Origin of the sequence: Fodinicola feengrottensis (assembly GCF_010993775.1) — a bacterium.
GTDB classification, from domain to species: domain Bacteria; phylum Actinomycetota; class Actinomycetes; order Mycobacteriales; family HKI-0501; genus Fodinicola; species Fodinicola feengrottensis.
Window position 1 is genome coordinate 85095 of the sequence record NZ_WOTO01000014.1, and the last position, 25903, is coordinate 110997.

39 protein-coding genes, 1 tRNA gene and 2 pseudogenes are annotated in these 25903 nt (G+C 66.0%); 24 read left to right on the top strand and 18 right to left on the bottom strand.

Annotated elements, in window-relative coordinates; all coding sequences use genetic code 11:
* Positions 1 to 36: 36 nt before the first annotated feature.
* Genes pcaG through GNX96_RS52015 form a run of 4 tightly spaced genes read right to left on the bottom strand, consistent with a single transcriptional unit; the run spans position 37 to position 2401 of the window.
* Positions 37 to 600, bottom strand: coding sequence for a protocatechuate 3,4-dioxygenase subunit alpha (gene pcaG, locus GNX96_RS15190; RefSeq protein WP_163568637.1), 564 nt, complete (start codon positions 598 to 600; stop codon positions 37 to 39).
* Positions 593 to 1318 (bottom strand): protocatechuate 3,4-dioxygenase subunit beta, encoded by a 726-nt coding sequence (pcaH, locus tag GNX96_RS15195; protein WP_279580413.1) that lies wholly within the window; start codon positions 1316 to 1318, stop codon positions 593 to 595. The genes pcaG and pcaH overlap by 8 nt, the downstream gene beginning before the upstream one ends.
* 22 nt (positions 1319 to 1340) lie before the next feature.
* A complete protein-coding gene (locus tag GNX96_RS15200) occupies positions 1341 to 2078 on the bottom strand; it encodes a CoA-transferase subunit beta (RefSeq protein WP_279580414.1) in 738 nt (245 codons plus the stop codon).
* Positions 2075 to 2401, bottom strand: a complete 327-nt coding sequence (locus tag GNX96_RS52015) for a CoA-transferase (protein WP_279580454.1) — start codon at positions 2399 to 2401, stop codon at positions 2075 to 2077. Before GNX96_RS52015 ends, GNX96_RS15200 begins: the two co-directional genes overlap by 4 nt.
* Here GNX96_RS52015 and GNX96_RS52020 point away from each other — a divergent pair.
* On the top strand, positions 2400 to 2606 hold the full coding sequence (locus GNX96_RS52020) for a hypothetical protein (protein WP_279580415.1): 207 nt from the start codon (positions 2400 to 2402) through the stop codon (positions 2604 to 2606). The genes GNX96_RS52015 and GNX96_RS52020 overlap by 2 nt on opposite strands.
* Positions 2607 to 2977: 371 nt before the next feature.
* Here GNX96_RS52020 and GNX96_RS15210 read toward each other — a convergent pair whose 3' ends face one another.
* Positions 2978 to 3289, bottom strand: a complete 312-nt coding sequence (locus GNX96_RS15210; RefSeq protein WP_279580416.1) for a GNAT family N-acetyltransferase — start codon at positions 3287 to 3289, stop codon at positions 2978 to 2980.
* Between the two features lie 187 nt (positions 3290 to 3476).
* Positions 3477 to 3923, bottom strand: a complete 447-nt coding sequence (locus GNX96_RS15215) for a MarR family winged helix-turn-helix transcriptional regulator (protein WP_163568585.1) — start codon at positions 3921 to 3923, stop codon at positions 3477 to 3479.
* A 61-nt stretch (positions 3924 to 3984) separates the two neighbouring features.
* Here GNX96_RS15215 and GNX96_RS15220 point away from each other — a divergent pair, with 61 nt between their 5' ends.
* On the top strand, positions 3985 to 4398 hold the full coding sequence (locus GNX96_RS15220) for a MarR family winged helix-turn-helix transcriptional regulator (RefSeq protein ID WP_279580417.1): 414 nt from the start codon (positions 3985 to 3987) through the stop codon (positions 4396 to 4398).
* A 123-nt stretch (positions 4399 to 4521) separates the two neighbouring features.
* Positions 4522 to 4610: transfer RNA gene (locus tag GNX96_RS15225), tRNA-Ser, on the top strand.
* Between the two features lie 239 nt (positions 4611 to 4849).
* Here the strand turns inward: GNX96_RS15225 and GNX96_RS15230 are convergent.
* The 4 genes from GNX96_RS15230 to GNX96_RS15245 all read right to left on the bottom strand — a co-directional run bounded on the left by GNX96_RS15230 (position 4850) and on the right by GNX96_RS15245 (position 6946).
* Positions 4850 to 5380 carry an NUDIX hydrolase gene (locus tag GNX96_RS15230; protein WP_163568587.1) on the bottom strand — a complete coding sequence of 177 codons (531 nt, stop codon included), beginning with the start codon at positions 5378 to 5380 and terminating at the stop codon, positions 4850 to 4852.
* 99 nt (positions 5381 to 5479) lie between these two features.
* Entirely contained in the window at positions 5480 to 5836 is a 357-nt protein-coding gene (locus GNX96_RS15235) for a hypothetical protein (RefSeq protein ID WP_279580418.1), read from the bottom strand.
* Positions 5833 to 6477, bottom strand: coding sequence for a hypothetical protein (locus GNX96_RS15240; protein ID WP_163568589.1), 645 nt, complete (start codon positions 6475 to 6477; stop codon positions 5833 to 5835). The genes GNX96_RS15235 and GNX96_RS15240 overlap by 4 nt, the downstream gene beginning before the upstream one ends.
* 247 nt (positions 6478 to 6724) lie before the next feature.
* Positions 6725 to 6946, bottom strand: coding sequence for a hypothetical protein (locus GNX96_RS15245; RefSeq protein ID WP_163568590.1), 222 nt, complete (start codon positions 6944 to 6946; stop codon positions 6725 to 6727).
* A gap of 404 nt (positions 6947 to 7350) precedes the next feature.
* Between GNX96_RS15245 and GNX96_RS15250 the strand changes: the two genes are divergently transcribed.
* The 4 genes from GNX96_RS15250 to GNX96_RS15260 all read left to right on the top strand — a co-directional run bounded on the left by GNX96_RS15250 (position 7351) and on the right by GNX96_RS15260 (position 9458).
* The gene (locus GNX96_RS15250) at positions 7351 to 7578 is read left to right on the top strand and encodes a hypothetical protein (protein WP_163568591.1); all 228 of its coding nucleotides are present in this window, start codon (positions 7351 to 7353) and stop codon (positions 7576 to 7578) included.
* A 221-nt stretch (positions 7579 to 7799) separates the two neighbouring features.
* Positions 7800 to 7925 carry a hypothetical protein gene (locus tag GNX96_RS52025; protein WP_279580419.1) on the top strand — a complete coding sequence of 42 codons (126 nt, stop codon included), beginning with the start codon at positions 7800 to 7802 and terminating at the stop codon, positions 7923 to 7925.
* Positions 7926 to 7950: 25 nt separating this feature from the next.
* Complete coding sequence (locus GNX96_RS15255) at positions 7951 to 8796, top strand: NAD-dependent epimerase/dehydratase family protein (RefSeq protein WP_163568638.1); 846 nt, start codon at positions 7951 to 7953, stop codon at positions 8794 to 8796.
* 110 nt (positions 8797 to 8906) lie between these two features.
* Complete coding sequence (locus GNX96_RS15260) at positions 8907 to 9458, top strand: DinB family protein (protein WP_279580420.1); 552 nt, start codon at positions 8907 to 8909, stop codon at positions 9456 to 9458.
* Between the two features lie 29 nt (positions 9459 to 9487).
* On the opposite strand, the gene GNX96_RS15265 is transcribed toward GNX96_RS15260, so the two are convergent.
* Positions 9488 to 10099 carry a TetR/AcrR family transcriptional regulator gene (locus GNX96_RS15265; RefSeq protein WP_163568592.1) on the bottom strand — a complete coding sequence of 204 codons (612 nt, stop codon included), beginning with the start codon at positions 10097 to 10099 and terminating at the stop codon, positions 9488 to 9490.
* A gap of 76 nt (positions 10100 to 10175) precedes the next feature.
* Between GNX96_RS15265 and GNX96_RS15270 the strand changes: the two genes are divergently transcribed.
* Complete coding sequence (locus GNX96_RS15270; protein WP_163568593.1) at positions 10176 to 10577, top strand: nitroreductase/quinone reductase family protein; 402 nt, start codon at positions 10176 to 10178, stop codon at positions 10575 to 10577.
* A 96-nt stretch (positions 10578 to 10673) separates the two neighbouring features.
* A complete protein-coding gene (locus GNX96_RS15275) occupies positions 10674 to 10883 on the top strand; it encodes a hypothetical protein (protein ID WP_279580421.1) in 210 nt (69 codons plus the stop codon).
* Positions 10884 to 10921: 38 nt separating this feature from the next.
* Here the strand turns inward: GNX96_RS15275 and GNX96_RS15280 are convergent, their stop codons facing one another.
* Positions 10922 to 11422 carry a MarR family winged helix-turn-helix transcriptional regulator gene (locus GNX96_RS15280; protein ID WP_163568595.1) on the bottom strand — a complete coding sequence of 167 codons (501 nt, stop codon included), beginning with the start codon at positions 11420 to 11422 and terminating at the stop codon, positions 10922 to 10924.
* Positions 11423 to 11489: 67 nt separating this feature from the next.
* Here GNX96_RS15280 and GNX96_RS52030 point away from each other — a divergent pair, with 67 nt between their 5' ends.
* Both GNX96_RS52030 and GNX96_RS52035 read left to right on the top strand, forming a co-directional pair.
* On the top strand, positions 11490 to 11870 hold the full coding sequence (locus GNX96_RS52030) for a hypothetical protein (protein ID WP_279580422.1): 381 nt from the start codon (positions 11490 to 11492) through the stop codon (positions 11868 to 11870).
* Positions 11867 to 12154 (top strand): tetratricopeptide repeat protein, encoded by a 288-nt coding sequence (locus tag GNX96_RS52035; RefSeq protein ID WP_279580423.1) that lies wholly within the window; start codon positions 11867 to 11869, stop codon positions 12152 to 12154. Before GNX96_RS52030 ends, GNX96_RS52035 begins: the two co-directional genes overlap by 4 nt.
* On the opposite strand, the gene GNX96_RS15290 is transcribed toward GNX96_RS52035, so the two are convergent.
* Both GNX96_RS15290 and GNX96_RS15295 read right to left on the bottom strand, forming a co-directional pair.
* Positions 12151 to 12891 carry a diacylglycerol/lipid kinase family protein gene (locus GNX96_RS15290; RefSeq protein WP_390624015.1) on the bottom strand — a complete coding sequence of 247 codons (741 nt, stop codon included), beginning with the start codon at positions 12889 to 12891 and terminating at the stop codon, positions 12151 to 12153. The genes GNX96_RS52035 and GNX96_RS15290 overlap by 4 nt on opposite strands.
* Before the next feature lie 167 nt (positions 12892 to 13058).
* A complete protein-coding gene (locus GNX96_RS15295) occupies positions 13059 to 14612 on the bottom strand; it encodes an FAD-binding oxidoreductase (protein WP_279580424.1) in 1554 nt (517 codons plus the stop codon).
* 71 nt (positions 14613 to 14683) lie between these two features.
* Between GNX96_RS15295 and GNX96_RS52040 the strand changes: the two genes are divergently transcribed.
* The 4 genes from GNX96_RS52040 to GNX96_RS15310 are packed head-to-tail and all read left to right on the top strand — an operon-like array spanning position 14684 to position 17075.
* Positions 14684 to 14956, top strand: a complete 273-nt coding sequence (locus GNX96_RS52040) for a TetR/AcrR family transcriptional regulator (protein ID WP_279580425.1) — start codon at positions 14684 to 14686, stop codon at positions 14954 to 14956.
* A 20-nt stretch (positions 14957 to 14976) separates the two neighbouring features.
* Positions 14977 to 15201, top strand: coding sequence for a hypothetical protein (locus GNX96_RS52045; RefSeq protein WP_279580426.1), 225 nt, complete (start codon positions 14977 to 14979; stop codon positions 15199 to 15201).
* Positions 15198 to 16718 (top strand): glycerol-3-phosphate dehydrogenase/oxidase, encoded by a 1521-nt coding sequence (locus tag GNX96_RS15305; protein WP_313885676.1) that lies wholly within the window; start codon positions 15198 to 15200, stop codon positions 16716 to 16718. The genes GNX96_RS52045 and GNX96_RS15305 overlap by 4 nt, the downstream gene beginning before the upstream one ends.
* A 39-nt stretch (positions 16719 to 16757) precedes the next feature.
* On the top strand, positions 16758 to 17075 hold the full coding sequence (locus tag GNX96_RS15310) for a thiamine-binding protein (RefSeq protein ID WP_163568596.1): 318 nt from the start codon (positions 16758 to 16760) through the stop codon (positions 17073 to 17075).
* Positions 17076 to 17482: 407 nt separating this feature from the next.
* On the opposite strand, the gene GNX96_RS15315 is transcribed toward GNX96_RS15310, so the two are convergent.
* Positions 17483 to 18256 (bottom strand): MinD/ParA family ATP-binding protein, encoded by a 774-nt coding sequence (locus tag GNX96_RS15315; RefSeq protein WP_279580427.1) that lies wholly within the window; start codon positions 18254 to 18256, stop codon positions 17483 to 17485.
* On the opposite strand from GNX96_RS15315, the gene GNX96_RS52050 reads away from it, so the two are divergent.
* The 4 genes from GNX96_RS52050 (at position 18255) to GNX96_RS15330 (ending at position 19759) form a co-directional block, all read left to right on the top strand.
* On the top strand, positions 18255 to 18446 hold the full coding sequence (locus GNX96_RS52050) for a hypothetical protein (protein WP_279580428.1): 192 nt from the start codon (positions 18255 to 18257) through the stop codon (positions 18444 to 18446). The genes GNX96_RS15315 and GNX96_RS52050 overlap by 2 nt on opposite strands.
* Before the next feature lie 16 nt (positions 18447 to 18462).
* Positions 18463 to 18999, top strand: coding sequence for a hypothetical protein (locus tag GNX96_RS15320; RefSeq protein WP_163568597.1), 537 nt, complete (start codon positions 18463 to 18465; stop codon positions 18997 to 18999).
* 101 nt (positions 19000 to 19100) lie between these two features.
* A complete protein-coding gene (locus tag GNX96_RS15325) occupies positions 19101 to 19340 on the top strand; it encodes a hypothetical protein (RefSeq protein WP_163568598.1) in 240 nt (79 codons plus the stop codon).
* A 98-nt stretch (positions 19341 to 19438) separates the two neighbouring features.
* Positions 19439 to 19759 carry a hypothetical protein gene (locus GNX96_RS15330; RefSeq protein WP_163568599.1) on the top strand — a complete coding sequence of 107 codons (321 nt, stop codon included), beginning with the start codon at positions 19439 to 19441 and terminating at the stop codon, positions 19757 to 19759.
* A 140-nt stretch (positions 19760 to 19899) separates the two neighbouring features.
* On the opposite strand, the gene GNX96_RS52055 is transcribed toward GNX96_RS15330, so the two are convergent.
* Both GNX96_RS52055 and GNX96_RS63605 read right to left on the bottom strand, forming a co-directional pair.
* Entirely contained in the window at positions 19900 to 20415 is a 516-nt protein-coding gene (locus GNX96_RS52055; protein WP_279580429.1) for a hypothetical protein, read from the bottom strand.
* A gap of 121 nt (positions 20416 to 20536) precedes the next feature.
* Positions 20537 to 20773: pseudogene (locus GNX96_RS63605) on the bottom strand (diacylglycerol kinase family protein); the annotation flags it as partial.
* Positions 20774 to 20874: 101 nt separating this feature from the next.
* On the opposite strand from GNX96_RS63605, the pseudogene GNX96_RS15340 reads away from it, so the two are divergent.
* The 5 genes and pseudogenes from GNX96_RS15340 to GNX96_RS15360 all read left to right on the top strand — a co-directional run bounded on the left by GNX96_RS15340 (position 20875) and on the right by GNX96_RS15360 (position 24760).
* Positions 20875 to 22165, top strand: a pseudogene (locus GNX96_RS15340) (adenylosuccinate synthase).
* Positions 22166 to 22287: 122 nt separating this feature from the next.
* A complete protein-coding gene (locus GNX96_RS15345; protein ID WP_163568601.1) occupies positions 22288 to 22536 on the top strand; it encodes a hypothetical protein in 249 nt (82 codons plus the stop codon).
* Positions 22469 to 23101, top strand: coding sequence for a lipase family alpha/beta hydrolase (locus GNX96_RS15350; protein WP_163568602.1), 633 nt, complete (start codon positions 22469 to 22471; stop codon positions 23099 to 23101). Before GNX96_RS15345 ends, GNX96_RS15350 begins: the two co-directional genes overlap by 68 nt.
* Positions 23102 to 23820: 719 nt before the next feature.
* The gene (locus GNX96_RS15355) at positions 23821 to 23991 is read left to right on the top strand and encodes an NAD(P)-dependent oxidoreductase (RefSeq protein WP_163568603.1); all 171 of its coding nucleotides are present in this window, start codon (positions 23821 to 23823) and stop codon (positions 23989 to 23991) included.
* Complete coding sequence (locus GNX96_RS15360) at positions 23963 to 24760, top strand: FAD-dependent oxidoreductase (RefSeq protein WP_163568604.1); 798 nt, start codon at positions 23963 to 23965, stop codon at positions 24758 to 24760. Before GNX96_RS15355 ends, GNX96_RS15360 begins: the two co-directional genes overlap by 29 nt.
* A gap of 2 nt (positions 24761 to 24762) precedes the next feature.
* Here the strand turns inward: GNX96_RS15360 and GNX96_RS15365 are convergent, their stop codons facing one another.
* Positions 24763 to 25782, bottom strand: coding sequence for a glycerophosphodiester phosphodiesterase family protein (locus GNX96_RS15365; protein ID WP_279580431.1), 1020 nt, complete (start codon positions 25780 to 25782; stop codon positions 24763 to 24765).
* Positions 25783 to 25903 lie beyond the last annotated feature (121 nt).

Sequence of the window (25903 nt, forward strand, 5' to 3'; positions counted from 1 at the left end):
CCGCCGGCGGCCAGCACCCCGTCGAAAAGACCGGTTTCAGACTGCGAAGAATGCGGTTTCACTGTCGCCCTGCAGGTAGATGTCGAATCGGTAGCCGTCGTCGGCCGGTTGCGCGATCAAGGTGGCTCGGCGGCTGGGGTCCACAGTAGACAGTGCCGGGTCGGCCGCGTTGCGGTCGTCGCCGGCGAAGTAGATCCGGGTGACTACTCGTTGCAGCATGCCGCGGGCCATCACGGTCACGTCGAGATGCGGCGCCTCGGTGCCGCCGTCCAGAGCCGGCAGAGATCCCGGTCGTACGGTGAAAACCCCCCACTCGCCAGCCGCGTTGGTCATGCTGCGCGCGAACCCGCGGAACCCGTCCGTACGAGCCACCGCACCGCGCGGATCGTCCGGATGGTCGAACCGGCCCTGCGGATCGGCCTGCCAGGTCTCGACTATTCCATCTGGTACGGGAGTCCCGGCGCCGTCGACCAGCAGTCCACGGATCCAGAACGCGCCTGGCGTGCCTTTTGGCACGACATAAGGATCATGGAGCCATTCCATCCCGATCGACAGGAACGGGCCGACCGTCTGCGACGGCGTGGTGCCGGGATCAGTCATCATTATTGTCATCACCCTCGAACGGGGTGGCTTGGGTGCCACGCAAGACAATGTCCCAGGTGTAGGTCAGTGCCCACTCCGGTTCGGTGGAGTCCAGGTCGAACTGGCAGATCATCCGTTGCCGCCCTTTGGGATCCGGTACGGATTTGAAGATCGGGTCCTGGCCAAACAGCGGGTCTTCCGGGAAATACATCTGAGTGACCAGCCGCTGGGTGAATGCCCGTCCGAAAAGCGAGAAATGAATGTGCGCGGGTCGCCAGGCGTTGTGGTGGTTCTTCCACGGATACGCACCAGGTTTGATGGTGACGAAACGAAAACGGCCCTCGGAGTCCGTCACCGTACGGCCGACGCCGGTGAAGTTCGGATCCAGCGGTGCTGGCCACGTGTCCCGTACGTGTCGATAGCGGCCGCCCGCGTTTGCTTGCCACAGCTCGATAAGCGTGTCCGGCACGGATCGGCCGTCGCTGTCCAACACCCGCCCCTGCACGATGATCCGCTGGCCAATCGGCTCGGCTTCGTGTTGGCGAGTGAGGTCGTTGTCCAGCTCACCGACTTGTTGGTGACCGAGCGCCGGACCGGTGATTTCAGTGAGCCCATGGGGGAGCAGTTGCAGCGGCTTTTTCGGGTAACGCAAGGCTGAACTTCGATAGTCGGGGCTGTTCAGCGGTGGATGGACCCCGTCATCGCGTACGTACCGCGGCAGGATCAAGTGGGTCATTTTCGCCTCCATCACGCGGCGATCAGCGCGCGAAGCGTACTGATTTCGTCAGTGGTCGGTTCGGGCGTACGGCTGACGTCGGCGGCGAAGGCGATCTCCCAACCGGTCGCTTCACGCACTTGCTCCGGTGTGACACCGGGTGCAACTGGGTCACCGTCAGCTCGCGGGTGGTGGGATCGGGTTCCAACACAGCCAGGTCGGTGATGACCCTGGTTGGTCCTTTGCCGCGCAATCCCAGCTTTTCCCGAGAATCCCCACCCTCGCCGTGCCCGACGGACGTAATGAAGTCAACCTTCTCCACAAAAGTCCGCCGGCTTTGTCGTACGATCACAATAACTTCTCCGCAGGACGCCGCGATTTCCGGAGCTCCGCCAGCGCCCGGCAACCGCACTTTCGCGTGGTGGTAGTCGGTGCCGATCACCGTGGTGTTGATGTTCGCGTATTTGTCCAGCTGGGCAGCTCCGAGGAAACCGACATCGATCCGCCTGGGTTGCAGCCAGTAGTTGAAAATCTCCGGTACGCTGACCACCGCGTCCGCGGTCTCGGCCAGAATGCCATCGCCGATGGACAGTGGCAGCCGGGTGGGTTTGGCGCCGATCGCGCCGGACTCGTAAATCAGTACGAGATCAGGCGAGGACGTACGCCGAGCGAGGTTCGCGGCCTGGCTGGGCAGTCCAATACCCACGAAACACGCGGTGACGCCGGTGAGCGCCCGGGATGCCGCGATGGTCATCATTTCGTCGGTCGTCCAGTTGCTCATTTCCGGCCCCCGAAAACTGTTTCGTCGAGCCATTTCGTGAACGTGTCTCGATCCCGGCTGATCGCGTCCCAGTCCGCGTACGCGCGGTTGTCGCGGTCGTAATATCCCAGCGCGTACGACGGATGCGCGCCGTGCGGCACCTCCGCGACAGCCGTGATCGCCCACGTTGGCAGCATGACCTGGTCAGCCTTCGGAGTAAGTTCGTCAACGATCTCCTCGACCGTCACCAGCGAGCGTTTCGCGGCCAGCACGGCCTCTTTCTGGACTCCTGACAGGCCCCACAACTGGACGTTCCCGGCTCGGTCCGCGCGCTGCGCGTGAATGACCGCCGAGTCGGGATTGAGTGCTCGTACGGCGGTGAGTTTTTTTCTCCTGAAAAGGACAAGTGATCATCTCGATGGTGTCGGTCTGGTCGACCAGACCGGTGCCGGAATAGCCGCGCAGCACTCCGAAAGGAAGCCCGGCGGCGCCGGCCACATAGCGGTTCGCCATGCCCGCGTGGGAATGTTCCTCGATTTCCAGCGGTAGCGGCCAGCCGTGTTGGACCGCGTCCCGGAATCGGTGCAACGAGCCGACTCCCGGGTTGCCACCCCAGGAAAATGATGAGTTTTCGCCCGCAGCCGGCGCCGATCAGCTGGTCGTAGATGATGTCGGGGGTCATCCGCACCAGCGTCATGTCGCGCTTGCGCTGCCGGATGACCTCGTGGCCGGCCGCCACTGGAATCAGGTGCGTGAAGCCCTCCATCGCCACCGTGTCGCCGTCGTGGACCACCGCGGAGACGGCCTCCGACAAGCTGAGGATCTGCGCCACGTCCCCTCCTTGCGTTCGCACTGCGAACAACCGTTCTCAATGCGAACGATACGAGGATGCCAGTCGTTGCGTCAATGTGGTCTTCCGCTCAGGGGAGACGTTGTTCGAAGACCTGGCCCTGCCACTCGCCGAGGGTGAATTCGGTCGTACGCGCGAACCCGGCGCTCATGTAGTAGCGCACCAAGGCGCCGTCGCCGCCGGCCCAGCAGTCGACGCGTACCAGTTGGATGCCGCGCTGACGGGCCTGCTCGCGGGCGAAGTCCAGGAGCTGGCGACCGATGCCACGGCCGGCGTAGTCGCGGGAGGCGACCAGGAAGTGCACGTAAAGCTCGCGTTCCTGGACGGGCGGGGCGTATTGCGGCGGCGCCTCGCTGACATGCAACATCCCGGTCGGGGACACCGTCGATCTCGGCGATCCACATGCCACCGTCGGCCGCCATCTTCTCGATCCGGTCGATGTTGTTCTGCCGCTCCGACCACGGTTCGGTGCCCCACTGCGCGCCGGAGCCGCGCAGTACGAGCCAGTCGACCGCGTCGTCGACGATGGCGAGCACTTCGGCGAGATCCGGGCCCGCCGGGTCGGATCTTCACGGGGACAACTCTTGCATCCTCGCGACGAAATCGCTCAGTAACCGCGCGAACTCCATACGCTCGCCGGCGCTCCAGTCGGCCATCGCCTGCCCAAAAAGGGAACGGCGGAACTTATGCATCGCCTCGACGGCCTCTTGCCCGGCTTCGGTCAACGCCAGCAGCGACCGCCGGCCGTCGGCCTGGTCGGACTCACGGCGTACGAGACCGTCGGCGACCGCCCGCGCCACCAACTTGCTGGCCCGAGGCTGGTCGACGGACAGCCGCTCGGCAATGGTCGCCACCGAACACCGCCCCTGCGCGCTGTCGATCACATCGATCACGTCGCTAAGCGCGGTGTTCTCCGCCGTGCTCCCGGCCGCCTTGGCGATCGACCGCCTGTTCTGCCGGCGTCGAATCGCCACCATTGCCAGCTCGACGGCCACAGTCGGACTCTTGCTCTCCATGCTCTCAGCCTACATACTTATTGACATCTACATGTCTATTGACAACTACTTGGAGATTATGATGGAACGTCGTCCGATTGGCTACTGGCTCAAGCAGCTCCACCTGCTGATCGAGTCCACCTTTGACCGAGCCCTGGAGGCCGACGACCTGACCCGTCGCCATTGGCAGGTGCTGAACAGCGTTGCCAACGGCTCGGTCAGCCGTACGCAGCTCGACACGCTGCTCGCCCCTTTCCTCGCCGACGAACCGCTGGCCGGTCAACACGCGGTCGATGACCTGGTCGTACGCGGCTGGATCGAAGACGCGCGGCCACTCACCCTGACCGCCGCCGGCCGCGCTGGATTCGCCAGCGTCAGCGAGCGTACGCGCCAAGTTCGACGCACCATCGTCGCCGGCATTTCCGACGAGGACTACGGCCGTACGGTCGACATCCTCGCGCAGATGGCCCACAACCTGGAGCCTATTGCCAGCTGACACCCCAGCCTTCGCCGCGGTGCGCCGTTTGGGCTTGTTCGGCGCGAACTGCCCGCATCATCTACGGACTTTGGCCACAGCCCGTACGAGCGCCGAGGCCGTACGGGTAGGCTGACCCTGTCAGGAGGGCTCGCATAGTGGCCTAGTGCGGCGGTCTTGAAAACCGCTATGTCGGGTGACCGGCATCGTGGGTTCGAATCCCACGCCCTCCGCTCCCACCACACAAAACAGCCCCTGACCAGCCACGATGACCGACCAGGGGCTGTCATGCGTTGTCCGATGGTGTCCGGCTAGATACGGCTCTCTACGGGTGCTTGCGGTGAATGCGCGGTGACGTTGTCGGCTACGCCGCTTGGTCGTCGCTGTCTTCGTCGGTCGCGAGAAGCGCAGCCTCGATTCGGCAGTGGAAGTGGATCGCGAAGCTAATGGGCGGCGAGTAGCCAGATCTTGATCAGCACGCCGCCGGGCCGCTTATCGCCAGTACATGCAGAAGCGCGACCAGGGTGCCGGAATTTTTGATCTTGCCGTCCGCGATGAGCTGCGGAATCTCGGTAAGCGGCACCCACTCCAAGCGCTGCATCTCGGTGACCTCGGTCGGCTCCGCTACCTGCACGGCTCCAAGTCCGAGGTAGACGTGGTGAGGATTCTTGACCATGCCGATCATCGGCTCGAACGTGACGAGGTGACGCAGCTCCCGCGGCTTGTAGCCGGTCTCCTCCAGGATTTCCCGCTCTGCTGTTGTCGCCGGATCTTCGCCGTCGTCAATGAGACCGCCCGGCAGTTCCCAGTTCCAAACGTTGGACACGAAGCGGTGCCGCCACATCAGGAGGACGTGCGTGCCTGCGTCGTTGAGCAGCGCGATCATGGCGGCGGGCGGCAACCAGAGGGCGTGATGCTCGAACCGATCGCCGTCCGGCAGCTCCACATCGGTCAGGTTGACCCGTACCCACTCGCTCTCGTATACCGGCCGCTCGCCGTGCACGATCCACTGACTGCCGTCCGTCGTCTGCTCATCAGTCGCCACGTTCGGACCTTACCTGGATGTTGGCCAGGAGGAGGGATGTGTTCAGCCGAACACCCGCTATTGCGTCGACATGCCATTCGTGATCACACGTGGCTTCCGCGTTGCGAACAAGCCTTTCACCGCAGTGGAATGCGTCAATGCAGCCGCGTTTGCTTCGAAGAAGTCAGCAAACTGCCGAACGGTTGGTGCTTCCTTTGCGTGAAGCCAAGCGTTCATCGCATCTTCGAATTGTTCCTGGATGACAGGCGAAATGTTGACAAGATGATGCTGTATCAGCGCTGTCATGATTCCGGACCACAGTCCGTCATGTTCGTCGCCTGTGAGCTGCATCATTCCGAGTTGATTTGACGAGAATGGTGAGGTGTCAGGTGCAGCTGCGGCAAGGTCATCTAGCTGGCCTTGGGTTTGTTTCAAGAGAGCGAGAAGTGGGTCTTTGAGTGTAACTGCAGCAGCAGCTGCTGGAAGAGGAATCGTCTGTACGCAGCTGATCGCTTCGGGAAGGAGAGCGAGCGAGAGCGAGCCAGCGACTCACGAACATTGATGTATCGGATGGCGACAAAGCCGGCATCGTGAAGGTCCGCGGCCGTAAGTTGTGCGGCTGCCTCGTGGTTCTCGTCGCGATATCGGGCATTAACTCGGTCTGGATCAATGCTAAGTGCGACTCTGTGTAAGTAGAACTGCGCTGCCCCATCGTCCTGGTCGGACATCCGTCGCAGCATGTTCTCGATCGCGGCCTCGTACGTGCCGACGTGTAGTGCTTTATCAGGCAAGCGCTTGATATCGACGTTAGTGTTATCCGCTTGAGAGGACCAGATCGGGTCCGCGAGTAGCTTGGCCATACGATTATCTGCATAGGTCGTCGACGGCCAGTTGGAATCTGTGCATGTGTGATACCAGGCCAGCTGACTAATCTGGGCGCTGTCGAGCGCGCGATCATTCTGGTCTCGTAATGTTGTAGCTCCGGGACCGAAATGGATAGATTTATCGCAGTGGTTGCACGGCATATGGGCGTCAACGGACGACATCGAGCGCGAGAGCCTGCCGGAGACCAGCACGAGTTAGCCTGATAGTCGTCCGCCGAGATATACGAGTTTCGGCCGCATTCGCAGCGCATGTAGTAGCCGTAGTTAAAGCAAGCCTCTCGCTCGTCGAGGGCAGGCATTTCGGACCCGTCGGTGTCCACATCACTGAGGTTACCCGGGCCAGCGGGCAGGTATGTGGCATCGCAGCCTGTCGTCGAGACTAAGTTGCTCGATCGTGGGGCGGATGTCCAGACTGGTTTGCTGAGCTGTTGACGAGAAGTCAGCTGGTCACGGCGAAGGTTGTGACGAGTCGGCGGTCGTTCGCATACCGTACGTCCATCTCGAACTCGTCGATCCGGCGCTCGTCCCAACCGTCCCGCTTGATTGCGTCCAGCAGTACTTGCCGCAAGTCGTCAGAATCGTTCGGATCAGCCGAGACAGTGCGCTCCTGAAACTTCCAGCCGTTGTGCCGGATCACAAGGTCCAGTGCCTCGCGGCTCATTGCTCCACCCTCGTTGCGATCAACATCATGGATCGTACCGAGTCGGAGGTCGGACCCGTTTGGCCGTTCAATGGACTCCAGCTCGGCATCCGTGGGATCTGCGACCCCATCGCCCTCACGGCCGCCGAGCTGGAGCCCTTCCTTCGCTCCAGGAGGCATCGAGGCATCGTGGTTCTGGTACGCGCTGATTCGATACTGGCACTGACGGCGCGAGACCTGTCGAGTGCACATCAGCCGCGAGTACGACGCGATCGTGTGTCGTGTCGGGCGTGTGACGACCTGTGGCCGTGTGACGTGCGAGCGGTCGCGGAATCAGTGCTGGTAGCAGCCGGGATGAATCCGCGGGCGTACGACGATTCCCCGCCGATGCCTCGCAGGCGTCCTGCTCCGCATCGGGCCACACGGTGAGCAGGCTCCAGCAGGTCTTGTCACTGCGGCGGCAGGTCGCGCAAGCCACGGTAGATGCCGCCCAGATGCTGCAATCCGCTCGTACGTACGGAGACAAGCGACGACGAATCGACCACTACTCGGGCATGACGTTGGCGTTCCAATCGATCATCGACATGATCGATATCGAATTTGAGCTGGACAAAAGACGACTCCGGCTAGCCGGGCCTGATGTGGTCCAGTGAGGTGGCCGAGTTTGCAATCGGTTCCCGGACCGAGTCAGAGCTGTCGCCTATCGCCCGGATTCCGGCAGTCGAATAGCTGCCTCTCTGGGCCGGGTCGCCGGGTGGCGAGGGCAGATTCGCCGCTTTCCTGGCGAGGTCGCCATATCGTCGTTGGCATGACATCGTTGGGAAAGCGCCAAATAATTGGTTCTGTCTGTGGTCTGCTGTCAGGCATTTGCATCATGTTCGCGAACCTCGACCTGGGCACTTGGAGTCAACACCATGTTGTGCTGTTCGGCGTCGGAGCTGCGATGTCCGTAGTGTCGCTGGTGATGCTGGTCTTCTACCTCGGGAAGGCTCGCCGTTGACGGGCAAGGAGTGGCGTGAGGGTCCCTGGTCACCGGTGGGTGTGGCTTTTTGGGCAGGGTGGTGACTCGGGAGCTGCTGGCGCGTGGGTACGACGTTGACGTTCTGACTCGGGGAAGTGACGGGGGGGTCGAGGGCGCCGGGACGGTACGGGCGGACCTGCGTGAGGCGATGGGACCGATAGCGGGAAAGTACGACGCGATCGCGCATTTGGCGGCGCCGCCGAGTGCGCGGGAGTCGTTCGTGGATCCCCTCACGTTCTTCGACGTTATCGTTGGTGGCACTCGAAATCTGCTGGCAGCGGCGGGCGGCCAGCCGAGAATCGTCTTTGCCTCGACGAACGCGGTGTACGGTTCGGCCCACGACGGACGGCTTAGTGAGGATCGGTCCACGCACCCGGAAAGTCCTTACGCAGCGGCAAAGTTGGCTGCTGAGCAGATCGTGGACGGCTATGACGCGGTCACACTCAGAATATTCAACATCGCCGGCCCGTACGACACAGATCCGACCCGGATCCTGCCGCGCATTCTGACGGCGGCGGCCGATGGACAGCCGATCGCGGTCAACGGTGACGGCATCGCGGTACGGGACTTTGTGCACGTACGAGACGTGGCCGTGGCGGTGGTGAGGTCCTTGGAAGGCCCGAAAGGCATCTACAACATCGGTACGGGCGAGGGTGTCAGCGTTATAGACCTCATTCAAGCGGTCGAAAGGATCACTGGGCGTACGGTCGAGGTGCAACACAATCCGCCTAAGCCCGAGCCGCACAGTCTGATCGCGGACATCACCAAAGCCCGTTCGGCGCTCGGGTGGCGGCCGGAATTCTCGGCGCTGGAACGCATAGTCAGCGACGCCTGGAAAGCTCGCGGATAAGTTCCGGTACGGCCAAGGACTTTCGTCGAGGCATTTCTGGGCAGGTTGCGTGGGGACAACGTCGGAAAAATGCTGGTACGTGCCCTCTGAAACTGTCGGTGGTGGGTGGCATGCTCCGGCCCATGACGAAGATCCCGGAAGAGAACTACTCCGCTGTGTTCGCCGGCGACCGGCCGGAGCTGCCCAAGGTCGGTGACGAGCGTGAAGTCCTGACATCTTTCCTGGACTGGCAGCGGAAAACGCTTGAAATGAAGTGCTCCGGCATCGCGCCGGAGCGGCTCTCGGACCTCGGCGTCCCGCCTTCGACGATGAGTCTGCACGGCTTGATCCGGCACCTCACCGGCGCCGAGCGGTGGTGGTTCCGGCTGCAGTTCGCCGGGCAGGACGTGCCGATGATCTACTACTCCGACGAGGATCCCGAGCAGGATTTCGATGACCTGGCCGGCGATGTCGAGGAGGCATTGGCTCGGTGGAAACAGGAATGTCAGCTGTCCCGGGACATTGTCGCCGAGGCCGACCTCGACCAGACCGGCACCGAGATTCGGACGGGCAAGCCGGTGTCGCTAAGGGTGATTCTGGTGAAGATGATCGCGGAATACGCCCGGCATAACGGCCACGCCGACCTGCTGCGGGAGCGCATCGACGGAGCGGTCGGCCACTAATAGTTCCCATGCCATCGCCATGGTCACGGTCACCGCGCTTCCGGCGTCTCGACGCAAAGCAGTTGTTTCAACAGAGCCGCCGACAGCTCAGCCGCGGCCGCTGGACTCAGCGGCGAATGTCCGATGAGCAGCCGATACCAGAGCACGCCGTAAACCTGGTCCGTGACCAAATCCAGGTCGACGGGCGCCAGCAGCTCACCGCGATCCTGTGCGCGGATGAGGATTTGTCGTAGTTCCTGGCGCCGCCGGTCGGCGAAAATGCGCATCAACTCGCCAGCGTGTGGGTCGCGTTGCGCCTCGGCCATCACCGTCCGCAGCCGGGACGCGGCCGGCTCGCTGCCCGCCGCGTGGAACGTTGACGCGAGGAATGTGTGCAGGTCAGAGGCCAGTGCGCCGGTGTCCGGGGTGGGCGCGCTGGTACGCGCGAGGTCGGTCATCGCCTCCAACAGGACGGCCCCCTTGGACGGCCACCAGCGATAGATCGTCTGCTTCCCGACCCCGGCCGCCGCGGCGATCATGTCGATCGTCAGCGCCGCCCCATTCGGTTGGCCGAGCAGCTCGGACGTGGCGTCCAGGATCGCCTGCCGGGCGGCTTCGTTGCGGCGACGGCCGGTGTGCGGCCGGCGAGGGTCTGGGGCCATGCCCACCAGCGTACTTGACGAAACTATGAGTCTCGGCAAGTCTTGACGAGACGCTTAGTCTCGGCAAGGAGCGAACATGGCAGATGAAGCAAAACGACGCCGGGTGACCTGGTTTCACCGGCACCTCGCGAACCCGATGTCGCGCGCAATGGCCGGTTGGATGCCGGGCCAGGCGGTGGTGGAGACCGTTGGCAGGGTCAGTGGCCAGCCCCGCCGCCGCACCCCGGTCGGCGGGCGGCTGGCGGACGGCAGCTTTTGGCTGGTCAGCAACCATGGCGAGCATTCTCAGTACGTCCGCAATATCGTCGCCAATCCGCGCGTACGCGTGCAGATCCGCGGCCGCTGGCGGGCTGGTACGGCACATTTGCTGCCCCACGACGACCCGAAGCGGCGGCTGCGCAAACTGCCGGCGTACAACAGCGCCATGGTCCGGATGCTGGGCACGGACTTGTTGACTGTACGGGTGGATCTCGACTGAACGATCGGCGTTCGGATTTGCCGAGCGGGGTGATCCAGGGCACGCTTCCCCCGTACAGAGCCTTACCACTTTTCTGTAGGGGGTCAACAAATGGGCATGAACCTCAACAAACTGCTCGACAAGGAGTTCGAGACCAAGAGCCTCGCCGAGATCCTGGACGCCCCGCCGTCCGCGCTGGAAGGCCTCACCCCGAAGCACGACGAGATCCTCGCCGGCTTCAAGATCAAGACCATCCGCGACCTGGGCAACTGGAAGTACGCCAAGAGCGCCGCCGCCCTGGTCGCCCTCGCGGACGCCGAAGAGTAGTCACCTGCTTGGGGGCGGGCGCCGACTCGGCGTCCGCCTCAGGTTCGGTCGTTTTGCTCGGCGACCAGCATCATCTTCCGAAGCAGATCCGCCAACTGGTCCTGTTCGGTCAGCGTCAACGCCCCGACCAGTCGGCGCTCCACCAGGCCCTGATCGTCCACGGTCCGCGCCCACGTACGCATGCCGGCAACGGTCAGCCGCACGGTCACCTTGCGGCGGTCCTGGGTGTCGTGTTCGCGTACCACATAACCGGACCTCTCCAGCGCGTCCAGCCGCTTGGTCATCGCCGCCGGCGACATGCCCAGTGCGGTGGCGAGCTCACCCGGGGTCGCCTCGTACGGCTGCCCGCGCCGACGCAGGTTCTTGAGCGTCTGGAATTCCCACAGCTGGACTCCGTGCTCGGCCAGTGAGTCCTTCTTCGGCTTCTCCATATGTCGGGCCAGCAGTTGGATCCGGCCGGCGATCGCCTCCGCGAGTGCGTCGTAGCCGGCCAGCTCGTGCCGCCAGTACTCGATATGCCGATCGACGCTGTCTTTCACCTAGCGAAGGATACTGTAGTAGATATTTCGCTGGTGAAATATTCTCCAGTGAAGTACGGTGGCCGGCATGACGAACGTGATCGGGAAAAACACGGACCGGTTGAGCTGGGCCCAGGAGCTGTACGAACGGGCCATTTTCAACAATGACACCGAAGCGCTGGCGATCTCGGACATCGAGCTCGACCGGGTGGAAGCCGATCTCGCGTTGGCTCGTGGCCGGGTGATCCACGTACGCTTCCTGGCGGATCGCACCAACGAGGATCCGCGCGAGCTGGAGCTGTTCGAGCGGGCCGCGGATCTCTATCACCAGCTGGGCGATGGGCGAGCCGAAGGCGAGGCGCTGTTCTGGGTCGGCATCGTCCATCAGGTCGTACGCGCGACAACCTGGCCTCGATGCCGTTCTACGAGCGCGCGCATGGGTTGGCCATCGAGGCTGGCGATCGGTTGACGCAGTCGTACGTGGTCCGGCATTTCGGTTTCGCCGAAATGGCCGCCGGCCAGCTGGATGACGCTCGTCAGCATTTCGAGGAGTCCGTACGACTGCGCCGCGAGATCGGCCTACGGCCTGGAGTCGCGGCCGGTTTGTTGGCGCTCGCGGACTGCGCTTTCCAGGCCGCCGAGCGACCCGAGGAAGCCAGGAAATACATCGAAGAAGCACGTTCGGTCGCCGAGGAATGCGGCGCTCATGGGATCCTTCGATGGATTCTGGAATCCGAGCAGGAAATGGCCTAAGGAGTGAAAACCTGGGCTGCGGCTGGGTGCAGGGTGATCGTCAAGGGGAGTGCGTTGAGCGGTTCACCGTCGGCGTAGGCGACGATGTCGGTGGTGGAGCTGATCCGGATCGTCTGGCCGCGCAGCGTGCGGACCGCCGGATGATGGACATGGGTTCCCTTGTAGACAGCCGAAAACATCCGCAGCATCTCCAGCCGGGGGACGGCCGAGACCAGCGTCAGGTCGAGGTGGCCGTCGTCTGGGACCGCGTCCGGGCAGATCCGCATTCCGCCGCCGTAGCTGGCGGTGTTGCCGACGGCGACGAACATTCCGGTCAGGTCGTGCGAAACGCCGTCGACCTCGACGACGAAATCCAACGGGCGGAAACCGGCCAGTTCGGCGAAGGTCGCGAGGGTGTAGCGGGAGCGTCCGCGCGGCCACCGCATGCGGTTCGTACGGGCGTTGACTCGCGAGTCGAAGCCGCAGGCCAGCACCGATCCGAACCAGGTCTGGCCGACCCGGGCGAGGTCCAGCGGCCGGGCCGTGCCGGTCCGGATCAGCCGGCTGGCGGCGGCCGGGTCATGCAGCGGAATTCCCAGTGAGCGGGCGAAATCGTTGCCGGTGCCGGCTGGTACGACACCCAGCGGCACCGATTTTTCGGCGACTACCTGCAGAGCCGCGTGCACCATCCCATCGCCGCCGCAGACGACGAGCACGTCCGGCTGGTCGGCGATGGCGGCGGCCAGTACGGCAGTCACGTCCGGCCCGTCGGTCTGCCGGACGGTGACTTTCCCGCCACCGGACCGAAGTCGGCGATCGCCGCGTCGGCGGCGCGGCGGCGCCGGTGCCGGCGGCCGCGGCCGGATTCACCACCACACTGACGAAGGTCATGAGGTCAGCCTGCCAGGGACCAAGCCGGTGAAGGTCACGGGATGAGCTTGCCAGGGTTGAGAATCCCGGCCGGGTCCAGCCGGTCCTTGACCGCTCGCAGGATGGCGACGCCAAGGTCGCCGACCTCGGCGGCCATCCACGGCCGGTGGTCGGCGCCGACCGCGTGGTGGTGAGTGATGGTGCCGCCGGCCGCCACGATCGCGTCCCCGGCCGCGGTTTTGGCCCGCTGCCACTGCGAAACCGGGTCGTCGGACTGTCCACACACGACAGTGAAATAGAGCGAGGCACCGGTCGGGTAGAGGTGCGACACATGGCACATCACCACTGCTGGTCCGCCGAGTGCGGCCGCCACCGCGGTGCGTACGCCCTCGTATAGCCCCGGCAGCGCTGAGTAGGTGGCCGCGGTTTCCAGTGTCTCGGCCAAAGCGCCGACGCCGAGCAGGGCATCGCGCAGGTAGGGCGCGCGGAACCGGTGGGCTCGCCAGTCGCTCGCGCCGGCCAGGTCGGAACCGCCATGGGCGGCCAGGATTTCGGCCGCACGCGTACGATCCGCGGCCACTTCGGCGGCCGTTCCCTCGTAACCGGTGACCAGCACACAGCCGCCGGTCTGGTCCTGGCCGCCGAGCGCGCGGTTGATTCCGGTCTCGGCCTCGTCGGAGAGTCGGGCCACCGCGGGCGCCGCGTCCGCTTGGGCGAGTGCTCGTACGGCCGCGACTCCGCTGGCGAAGTCAGCGAAAGTCCAGGTCTCGTCGAGCAGTTTTGGCGGTATCGGGCGGATGCGTACGGTCACCTCGGTGATGACCCCGAAGACGCCCTCAGATCCCAGCAACAGCTGCAAAAGATCCGGGCCGGCGGCCGACCCGGGCGCTCGTCCCAGTTCCAGCGGACCGGATGGGGTGGCCACTCGCAGGCCGGTCACCAGGTCGGCGAACGAGCCGTAGCGGTTCGACGCCTGGCCGGACGACCGGGTCGCGGCGAACCCGCCAATGGTCGCGTATTCGAAGCTCTGCGGCAGGTGTCCGAGGGTGAAACCGTGTTCGCCGAGCAGCCGCTCGGCCGCCGGCGCGCGCAGGCCCGCCTGCAGCACCGCGGTCTGCGAAATCTCGTCCACCGACACGAGTTTGTCGAGGCGCCGCAGGTCCAGCGCCACTACCGGCCGCTGGCCGGACGGTTGTACGCCACCAACCACACTGGTCCCGCCGCCGAACGGCACCACCGTGATGTTGTTTTCGGTGCAGATCCGCAACAACGTGAGGATCTCGTCGTGGTCGGCCGGCAGCAGCACCGCGTCCGGGGCTTCGCGGACTTCGCCGGACCGCAGCCGGAGCAGGTCGATCGTGCTCTTGCCGGCGCTGTGCAGCAGCCGCGAGTGCGGGTCGGTCAGCACGTACGCCTCGCCGACCACCGCGGCGAAGTCGACCGGCAGTTCGGTGGCCGGCAGCTTGACGTCCTCCTCCGCTGGTGGCGGCAGGATCCGCTCGGGCAACCGCAGCGCCGAGGCGAGCAGCTGTTGAGCGGACTCCGGCAGTTCGGTGCGGGCGGCCGGGTCGCCCCAGCCGTACCAGAGCATGTCGGGATCGGTGCGCATGAGTTACAGTTTTACACATGCCGCAAAAACGTAAAAGCCCTGAGGATATTTTGGCCGCGGCCCGTGATTGTGTGCTGGCGTACGGGGCCCAGCGCACCACCCTCACCGAGGTGGCTCGCAAGGCCGGCGTGAGTCGTCCGACCGTTTACAGCCACTGGCCGGACGTACGCGCCCTGCTCGCGGACCTGATCACCACCGAGCTGGCCGGGATCGCCGCCGAAACCGCCGCCGTCGACGGCCGGCACGGCCGGGAACGCCTGGTCAATCGGGCCGTCCAGTCGGCCGCCGCGGTGATCGTCGACCCGCTGATGGTCAAGATCCTGGACTCCGACCGGAGCTGCTGATCCCGTATCTCTTCTACCGGATGGGGACCAGCCAGCTGGCCGTCCTCGCGGTGCTGGAAACGGCGGTCACGGACGGCCAGGCGGACGGCTCGATCCGGTCGGGCAAGCCGGACGCGCTGGCCCGGATGTTGCTGCTGACCGGCCAGTCCGCGGTGCTCTCGCACCGGCTGGTCACCGACCGGCTCGACTATGACCAACTGGTCGACGAGCTCAGCCTGCTCCTGGACGGATACCTCAAACCATGACCGGCACCGCACTCAACGCCACTCGCCGGGCCGCCGACTGGGCCGCGCTCGCCGCGGATCCGCAGGTCGACGTGCTGGTGGTGGGCGGGCGGGGTGACCGGCGCCGGGGTCGCCCTGGACGCGGCCAGCCGCGCGGCCTGTCGGTGGCGCTCGTCGAGCGGCACGACCTGGCGTTCGGTACGAGTCGGTGGAGCTCGAAGCTGGTGCACGGCGGCCTGCGCTACCTGGCCAGTGGCCAGGTTGGCGTCGCGTACGAGAGTGCCGCCGAACGGGATCTGCTGCTACGCCGCCTCGCCCCTCACCTGGCCCACGCGTTGCCGCAGGTAGTGCCCATTTTTCACGACACTCCGGCGAGTGCGCACGCGATCGTACGGACCGGAGTGGCGCTGGGAGATGTGTTGCGGATGGCGGCTGGTACGCCGGCCCACGAGCTGCCCCGGTCGCGCCGGATCCCGCCGGCCGAGGCGGTCCGGCTGGTGCCGGCGCTGCGCCGGGACGGCCTGCGGAGCGCGATCCTGTCCTGGGATGGGCAGCTGACCGACGATGCGCGGCTGGTGGTGGCCATCGCTCGTACGGCCGCTGGCCAGGGCGTACGCGTGCTCACTCGGTGCGCCGCCGAGGACCTCACTGGCGGCGGCGCGACGCTGCGGGACACCCGCACCGGCGACACCCTCGCGTTGCGGGCTCGCGCGGTGGTCAACGCCACCGGCGTCTGGGCCGCGCAGAACGCGCCGGACGTGCGGCTGCGGCCGAGTCGGGGCACCCACCTGGTGCTGCCCGACACCGCTTTCGGCGGCCTGCGAGCCGCGCTGACCGTCCCGGTGCCGACCGAGCGCAACCGCTATGTGCTGGCGTTGCCGCAGGTGGATGGGCGGGTCTTCGTCGGGCTGACGGACGAGCAGGTGGACGGGCCGATCCCGGACGTGCCCGAGCCGACCGACGCCGAGCGGGCGTTCCTGCTGGCCACCGTCAACCGGGCGCTGGACCGGGACGTACGACCGGAGCAGGTGCTCGGCGCGTACGCGGGGCTCCGGCCGTTGCTGGACAGCGGCACTGGTCGCACGGCCGACCTGTCGCGGCGGCACGCGGTCATCGTCGGCGCCAGCGGGGTGATCACCGTCGTGGGCGGCAAGTTGACCACCTACCGACGGATGGCGCAGGACACCGTCGACGCGGTCCTACGGGCCACCGCGTTGGCGGCCGGGCCGTGTCGTACGCACCGGCTGCCGCTGGTTGGTGCCGCGCCCCGGCGGCGGCTGGAGGCGTTGCCGGCGCCCCGCCGGCTGGTTGACCGCTATGGCACCGAGGCGGCCGCCGTGGTGGCGCTCGACGCCGCTGAGCCGGTCGCTGACGGGATGTCCACCACGCTGGCGGAATTCGTTTTCGCCGTTCGCTACGCTACGGGCGCCATGACGGCCGGCGACCTGCTCGACCGGCGTACTCGTATCGGCCTGGTCCCGGCCGACCGGGCCGCCGCCGAGGAGGCCGCCGAAAGGGCGCTGAAGGCCACTGTCTGAGCGCTCGCTAACTGGCCGGGATATTGGCAGGCTGGAGCCATGATTGTCGCATTCAGCATCAGCCCGGCCGCCAGTGATGACGAAGGCAGTGTCAGCGCAGCCGTCGCCGAGGCCATCGAAGTCGTCCGCGCTTCGGGGCTGCCTAACGAGACCAACGCCATGTTCACCAACATCGAAGGGGAGTGGGACGAGATCATGCCGGTCATCAAGGCCGCTGTCGACGTGGTCGCGGCCCGGTCGCCGCGGGTCGGTCTGGTGCTGAAGGCCGATATTCGGCCGGGCTTCACCGGGCAGCTCGCGGCGAAAGTCCAGCGAGTGGAAGAACAGCTGGCGCGACTGGCCGACAAAGAGGCATAGGTTATAGGGCCTTTGGGCCCTGCTCGTCCAGTCGAATGGTCATTTCCACAGACTGTCCACAGTAGAAAGCACGCGGTCGCTCTCGGTGTTATTGCCAGCCAGCTGCAAAAAAACGCTGAGAGCGCGCGGCGCTGTTAATGGTCTGGCCCCGCCAATGGGTCCATACCGGAAAGCGGCGCGGGGGTGGCGAGAGGTAGGACGATCGCTGCCATACCCCGGAAAACAAGGAGGCCCTCACCGACCACGGGGGAAGTCGGTGAGGACCTTGCAATGAGAGTGCCACGTCCATCCCCGGTTTGGCAGGGCCTTCGGGCACCTTTTTTCAAATTCAGCAAAGTTTAAGGTTGGGGAGGCAACCTTGTCGGTGATCTACAACGTCTGCAAGCGCTGTCATAGAGCGGTGGCGCCTACAGACCTTCGGCAATCGCGGCCGCGATCCGCAGCCACGCCAGCCGGCTGCGCTGGCTGAGCTCGCCGTAGCGGATCGGCTCGCCGGAGTCCAGCAGCGGTTCGTACGGCGCGGTCAGCACCGCACGGGTGCGAGCCGCGAAATGCGCACGAATCGCAGGCAAATCAACACCCTTGGTGCTGGCCGGCATGGAGATCACCGACACCGCGCGGCGAACCAGATCGTGCCGGCCGTTCTGGTCGAGGTGATCCAGCATTCGGGACGCCGTCTCGGCTGAGTCGCCACGCGCCGACATCGGTACGACCAACTGGTCGGTCGCCTCGATCGAGGCCTGCCAGTTCGCCGCGCGCACGTTGTTCCCGGTATCCACAATGATGAGTTTGTAAAAGCGGCTGACCACATTTCGGATCTGCCCGAACGCCTGCGCGGTCAGCATTTCACCTGCGGTCGCCGACTCATCGGAGGCCAGCACGTCGAACATCGCCTCGCCCTGCGACCGGACGAACTTGGAAAGGTCCCCGACCCGACCGGTCGGTCCGATAAAGGAGCCGAGCTCGCCGAGCAGGTCCCGGACCGTACGTGCGTGGAAATCCTGCTGCGCGCGCATGCCGAGGGTGCCCTGGGTTTCGTTGTTGTCCCACGACAGCACATATCCGCCGCGCTGCTGGCCGAAAGTCATCGCGACCATCAGGACGGCCACGGTCTTTCCGGCGCCACCCTTGGGGTTGACGACCGTCACCTGGCGCAGGCCGCCGAAATTCCGCCGCACCATGGCGATCGAGTTCCGGCTTTCCACCTCACGGCGGCCCGGCGGCGGCTTGACCAGCCCGAAGGACGCCCGCCGGACCAGGCCCTGCAGGCCGAGGCTGGCTTTGGGCGCCTCCGGCCGGTGCGCGCGGCGGGCCGCGAAGTCGGCGGCCGTCGGGGTGCCGGCCGGACCCGCGTTGGGCTGCTGCGCCTGACCGAGTTGGTACTGGTGTGTTGTTGTTGCTGCGCGGCCGTCTGCTCCGGCGTGGGCTGCTGGAAGCCCGGCTGGCCGTACGCCTGCTGGCCGAAGTCGGGCTGCTGCGGCTGACCATATTGGTCGTACTGAGCCGCCTGGGCTGGCGGTTGTGCAGGCTGCTGGCCGTACTGCTCCAGGCCCCGCTGGTCGTACGGCGGCTGCACCGGCTCGGCGGGCTGCCCGTACGTGGTGCCGGGCTGCCCCCAGTTCTGCGGTCCGGCCGGTTGGCCCCAGCCGACCTGCTCCGCGGGCTGCTGAGGCTGCGCTGGCGGCTGCTGTTGGGCGGCTTGCCCATACCCGGCTTGCTCGGGTTGGGCGGGCTGTCCATAAGACGGCTGCTGCTGGCCAGGCTGGAAGTGCCCCGGATAGAACTGGCCGTCCTGGAAGTGGCCGCTGGCGAACTCGGTCGGGACGTACGTCGGCGGCATCTCCGGATGCGGGTCGATGCCCGGCTGGCTTCGGGCTGGACCTGCTGGCCTCCCAGGGCCGTCAGCTCGTCCTGCGCCGGCTGAGCCGGTGGCCAGGTCGGCTGCCACTGCGGCGGTGGCCCGGCCGGGGACGCGGGCTGGGAGTCGGCCTGGGCTGGCTGCCACTCGGGCGTTGGCCAGCCACCGTGGTCCGCCACCGGCGCCGCGGCTGGCTGCCCGCTGGCCGGCTGGTCAGCAGCTGGTTGCTCAGCGGCTGGCTGGTCCGGCTGCTGGGTGCCGTCGTCCGGGCTGTCGTTCGAACCATCCGATGTCGCTTCGGCCGCTGGTTGCTCGGGAGTCGGCTCCGGCAGGATCGGGAACTGCGTGGTCGGGTGGAAGTCGCCCTGGTCGATGGCCTCGTGACCAGCGGCGGGATCGGCCGGTGAGCCGCCGGCCGGGTTGATCTGCTGCGGCTGCTCCGGCCAGCCGGCCTGCGGCCAGGACGGCCAGCCGTTGGGCTGCTGCGGATCCGGCCCGGCCGGATGTGGCGTACGGTGACGGGCCCTGTGTCCCGTACGCCGAAGCGCCGACGGCCGGCGGCGATGAGTGCTGCCCTTCGTACGAGGGCTGCGCGGGCCATCCGGCCGGGTCCACGTTGGTGGGCGGCTCGCCGCTCGCTGGTTCGGCGTTCACTGCCTCGGTGCCCGGTGGTGGGGTGCCCGGTAGTTGGGGGCTCAGTGGCTCGGTGTTCGGCGGTTCAGTGCTGGGGGAGCCGGCGAAGTGCTGGTCGGACCAGGCGCCGCCGCGCGGCGCCCAGGGCGAGGACGTGTTCGCCGCTCCCGGGTCGGCCGCTTCGGGCAGCTGACCGTCGCGCTCAGGTGCGTGTGGATCGCGGTCAGTGTTGTCCTGCACGAGCGAGGTCCCCCAGTCGTTCCTTGCTTACCGTGGTGGCGGTCTGACGTTGATTCTGCGCCATCGACGCACGCCCGTGCATCAAGAGCGGGTTCAGCCTGTGTATACCGCCCACGCGCCAGGCTCGACCCACCAGGTGCGTTTGCGGTTCACGGTGCTGGCGGCGCCGTCGTCGATGGTCGGAATCCGCAGGTCGGAGCCGTTTTGTTCGGCCTCAGCGCCGGGTAGGCGTACCGGCGTGATGGCCACCGCCCGGCCGCGCAACCGGCGTACTTCCACCTCGGTCCGCGGCTTGCGTGGCCAGCGACCGTGTCGTACGGGCACCGCCACCGCCACGTCGAGAGCTCCGTCGGTGGGGTCCGCCTGGGTGGTCAGCGCGAGCCCGGGCAGCGCGTCCAGCCGGCCCGCGTTGGTCACGCCAACCGCGAGCAGCAGCTCGTCCGGCGCGCACAGCACCGTGTCGTCGACCGTCACCGAGGCTGTCCAGGGCGCCGGCAAGCCGTTCTCGGAGCGGCCGCCCAGCAGCGCCGCGTGCATGGTCACCGAGCCGCCGTCGTGCCGGAGCAGGTCCAACCGCCGGCTGGTGCCGGCTCGTACGGCCGCGGCCACCGCCTCGGGCTGGCGGGGCAGCCCCGAGCACCGCGCACAGGTCGTCGTCGGCGCTCGCGTCCAGTGGGAGCAGGCCCAGCGCCGGCAGGTCGGGAATGGTTCGGTCGTCCCGCAGGCCGGTCCGGTCGCCACCCTTGGGCAGCACCCGCCGTACCAGCTGCCGCAGGATCGCCCGGATCTCGTCGTCGCCACCGGCCACCACCAGCCGATGGCCGCCGTCGGCCGCCTCGGCCAGCGCCTGGTTGGCCTCCGCCGGGGAGTCGACCTCGCGGACCGTCACCTCGGCGGGACGCAGCGCGTCGGCGCAGCGCAGCACCGGCACCCGGGTCCCGTTGCCGGCGCCCGGAGCCACGATCATCACCGGAGTTTCGCTGGTCACGGGCGTTGACCCTAGCTAAACGAAGGATGCGCGTGGCAGTTAGCCTCAATCACGGCCTTGTTGCCTGTTGAGGAGCTCTTATGCCCGCTGTTGTCCTGATTGGCGCCCAATGGGGCGATGAGGGAAAGGGCAAGGCGACCGACCTGCTCGGTGGTCGCGTTCAGTATGTGGTCCGTTACCAGGGTGGTAACAATGCCGGCCACACCGTGGTCACACCGGACGGCGAGAAGTACGCGCGCTGCGACTGATTCCGTCGGGCGTCCTTGCCCCGGACGCCACCTGCGTGATCGGCAACGGCGTGGTGATCGACCCGGGTGTCCTGCTCGAGGAAATGGACGGGCTGTCCGCCCGTGGCGTGGACGTGTCGCGGATCGTGATCTCCGCCGACGCGCACCTGATCATGCCCTACCACGTGGCCATCGATAAGGTCGCCGAGCGCTACCTGGGCAAGGCCAAGATCGGTACCACCGGTCGCGGCATCGGCCCCGCCTACCAGGACAAAGTCGCCCGGCTGGGGGTTCGTACGCAGGACCTGTTCGACGAGAGCATCCTGCGCCAGAAGGTCGAGTCGGCGCTGGATCTGAAGAACCAGATCCTCACCAAGATCTACAACCGCAAGGCGCTGGACCCGCACGCGGTGGTCGACGAGCTGCTCGTGCACGGTGAGCGGATCAAGCCGATGATCACCGACACTCGGGTGCTGCTGCGGGACGCGCTGGACCGCGGCGACAACGTGCTGCTGGAGGGCTCGCAGGGCACCCTGCTCGACGTCGACCACGGCACGTACCCGTTCGTGACCTCGTCGAACCCCACCGGCGGCGGCGCCGCGGTGGGCAGCGGCATTGGGCCGACCCGGATCACCCGGGTCATCGGCATCCTGAAGGCGTACACGACCAGGGTCGGCTCCGGGCCCTTCCCGACCGAGCTGTTCGACGAGTACGGCGAGATGCTCCGCAAGGTCGGCGGCGAGGTCGGTGTCAACACCGGACGGGACCGCCGCTGTGGCTGGTTCGACGCGGTCATCGCCCGCTACGCGACGATGGTGAATGGGCTCACAGACATCTTTCTAACCAAGTTGGACATTCTGTCCGGCTTGGACAAAGTGCCCGTCTGCGTCGCGTACGACGTGGACGGTGAGCGGGTCACACGGTGCCGACCACGCAGACCGGTTTCCACCACGCCAAGCCGGTGTACGAGTACTTGGATGGCTGGTGGGAGGACATCTCCGGCGCTCGTACGATGGCCGACCTGCCGACCAACGCGCGGGTCTACGTGGAGCGGCTGGAGGAGTTGTCCGGCGCGCCGATCAGCGTTATCGGCGTCGGTCCCGGCCGCGAGGAGAACGTCGTCGTACGAGATCTGCTCGACTGATTCTTTGGCGTTTCCGCTCACCTGTTAGACGGTCCCGACCTAGGCTGTAGCGAGCCGAGGAGCAATGTCGCTTGTGGTTGGCTGATTTTCACCAGCGGCATTGACCCAAGGGGGGATTTTCGTTGGCACGTCTGCGATGGTGGCTGCCCGTTTCGGTGCTCGCCGTGGTCGTGATGGCGGTCGCCGGCTATCTTTACTGGCCGGTTCCAGACCAGCCGGAAATGAAGACAAAATTCATCGCCGCACCACAGGACCAGCTCGGCCCGGTGCTGAATCGTGCCCGGTTTCGGCGGAGACGTCTCGGTGCTGACCCGGCTCGCGGACCGGATCCGGGACACCGGCCGTACGGTCCAGGTGCTCTCACTTCCTGACAACGGCCGCGGCGACCTGCGCGTACAAGCCCAGCTAGTGGCCGCTGCCGCCAGCAAGCTGCGCGGCAAGGCGCCCAGCATCGACGTCATTGGCTACTCCGCCGGTGGCGTGGCGGCCCGTCTGTGGCTGAAGGACTACGGCGGCGCCGCGGTCACTCGCCGGGTCGTCACCATCGGTTCGCCCAACCACGGCACCCAACTCGCCGGCCTCGCCTTCGCGGTCGCCGCCGACAGTTGCCCGACCGCCTGCCAACAGCTCGCCGACCACTCCAGGCTCATCACCGCTCTCAACAGCCCCACCGAAACCCCGCCCGGACCGTTGTGGACAACCATGTGGACAAAGGTCGACGACACCGTCGTACCAGCCTCATCCGGGCAGCTCAGGGGTGCTGTGAACACCGAACTCCAGTCCGTCTGCGCCGACGACACCGTCCGGCACACCCAACTCCCGAACGACCCACTCGTCATCGGCATCGTGCTCGGCTCGATCGCCCTCGATCCACCCATCAAACCCACTGCCCCAGACTGCAACCACCTCCGCGAAGCCGCCGCCTTCGACAGCTGATTCCACCGGGCAAGGGTTCGCCGAAGTCCGTTTTGCGAACCGTTTCGTCACATTCGCGGGGTGCTCGAGTGTTCAGGAGTCACTTGAGTCGCAGGGGTAACCGTCGGTCCGGCATACGGGACGCCAATCTCAAAATATGGGAATTAGTCCGGTCAGGCACATTCCGCTGTTCTCATTGGGACTGGTGGGATCAACTTTCACCGCCAGTGACCAATTCTCGCGAACACCGCCACCCACCATGTCCGTTTGTAACGTTGTTGGCCATCCAGAACCCCAGAATGGCCAACAGCCTTACAATCGGACATACCCCCACCCAGTACCAGGTCACCACCCCACAAACGTGACGCGGGTTCGTTCTCCCCGTACCCAAAAACACACCCCACCCGCCAAGCCCGTTCTTCCTTGAGGCTTCGCCCGAAGGGCAACCAACCCACACACCCGCTGCACAATCGGATTCCGATTGTGCAGCTCTACACAGGGTGCGGCGCGAAACTGTCGTACCCCTCCGGCAGATTTGCCCCCACCCAGTGACGGGTGGGGGGCGGGTTTGAGGACCAATGTTCAACTAAAAATTAGAGTCCACCTCACAACCCACCCCCCGCCCGTTCAAAGGGAGGGGGAAAGAAAAACAGACACGTACGACAATTTCGCGCCGCACCCCCTCGAGAAGGCAGAAAAATACAAGAGCGCACGGCCGCGCGCGCCTAACGTCCATCAGCATGAAGAACGCAGAAGTTATTGTGGTCGGTGCGGGTGTGATTGGCCTGACCACGGGCATCCGGCTGCTGGAGGCTGGGGCCGATGTACGCATTCTCGCGGCCGAGCTGAACCGCCGACACTACCTCGGCGGCCGCGACTGGGATGGCTGGGCCGGTTTTCCACGGGCCTGATCCGCGGACCGTGGGTTGGGAGCTCGCCACCACGCGGGAGCTGAAAACTCTCGACGAAACCGCGGGTGTACGGATGGCGACCGGTCTCGGGGCGTCGACGGCGGCGATGGGGGCGGCGCCGCCGTTCGCGGACGCGAGTGCGTTGGTACGGCCGGCGACTGGGGATGAAGTGCCGACCGGGTTCACCAGTGGGTTGTGGATGAGAGTTCCGCTGGTCGACATTCCGGTCTATCTCGAATATCTGGTTGGCCGATTTACCGCGAATGGCGGCGTGATCGAGCAGCGTCGCGTTGAGTCGCTCGCGTTGGATGCGCCGATTGTGGTGAACTGCGCCGGGGTCGGCGCTCGTCGGCTGGCCGCCGATCCGTCCGTACGGCCGATAAAAGGTCAGCAGGTGGTGGTGGAAAATCCCGGCCTGGACGGGTTTTTCATGGCAGTCACGTTAGAACACGAATATGCCAGCTATCACACCTTCGGCCGGCATGTCCTGCTTGGCGGTGTCACGCTGGAAGGCAGCTGGGATCCGGCGCCGTCCATGGAGGTCGGCAACCGCATTCTGGAGCGCTGCGTCAAACTGGAGCCGAAATTCGCCAACGCCCGGGTGCTCGGGCACCGCGCGGGGCTGCGACCTGGGCGGCCGAAAGTACGGCTGGAAGCCGAAACGGTCGGCCGGAACCGGATTGTCCACAATTACGGGCATGGCGGCAGCGGAGTTCTGCAGTCGTGGGGATGTGCCCAGGAAACCGCCGAACTCGCGCTGGCCCTGTAGTACTAAACCGAGGTGAGCACCCGCTCGGGCCGCAGCCAGGCCGCTCGGGCCGCCATCGCCGAGTCGACGAAGTCGGTGAACAAGCCATCCACCCCGGCCCGCAGGAATGCCTCGCATTCGGCCGCGCCGTCGCCGCGGGCGGATGGGTCGGTGCCACGTCGATACGGCTCGGCGAGGTATTTGTTCTCGTCGCGGAAGGTGTACGGGTGAACGAAAAGCCCGGCTTCGTGGGCGGCCGGCACCAGGCCGGTCAGGCCGGCGAGCTGCCCGGTCCGGTCGGTGGCCAGCACCATTTCCTTGTTCGGGCCGATTCCGACGGCGTATTCGGCGATCCGGCGCAACCCCGACGGCGTCGTCATCTCGCTGTAGAGCAGCGGGTCGCCGGCGGCGGTGCGGTCGTACGGACCGTGCCCACTGCCCATCAGCTGGACCCGCCGCACCTCGGTCATGCTGGCGACCCGGTGCAGCGGGTCGATCTCGAACGACTGCACGAAGGTGGGCGAGTCGGCGCGATCGCGGCCGGCCGCCGCGAGGTCCTTGACCAGCAGGTCTTCGACGGGCTTGCCGATCGAGCGGTAGTACGTCGGATGCTTGGGCTCGACGTAGACCCCGATCGGACGGCCGGCCTCGGTGGCCAGCTGGGCCAGCCAGGTCAGCGTCTCGGCGAAGGTCGGCACCGGCTGGCCGTCATATCGCGCGCTGTGTCGGCGCAAGTCCGGATGGCGCTCGACCGCCCGCAGGGTGCGGATTTCGGCGACCGTGAAGTCGTCCGCGAACCAGCCGTCGACATCCGCGCCATCAATGGTCGCGGTCCGCCGACGCTCCGCGAATTCTGGCCGGGCGGCCACGTCTGTGCTGTCCGAGAGGTCGGCGTCGTGGCGTACGACCAGCACACCGTCCGCGCTCGGCACCACGTCCATTTCCACGAAGTCGGCACCGAGCTCGACCGCGAGCGCGAACGAGATGAGGGTGTTTTCCGGTCGGTAACCGCAGCTACCGCGGTGACCGATGACCAGTGGCACGTCAGCACTCTGGCTTTTGTTCACGGGATTGATCAGACCTGTCCTATTAGACGGGTAGGGAAACGGAGGCCGACATCCGGTCATCTGGCACTGGACCGTTTGAGGTGTCTAACGCGTCTTG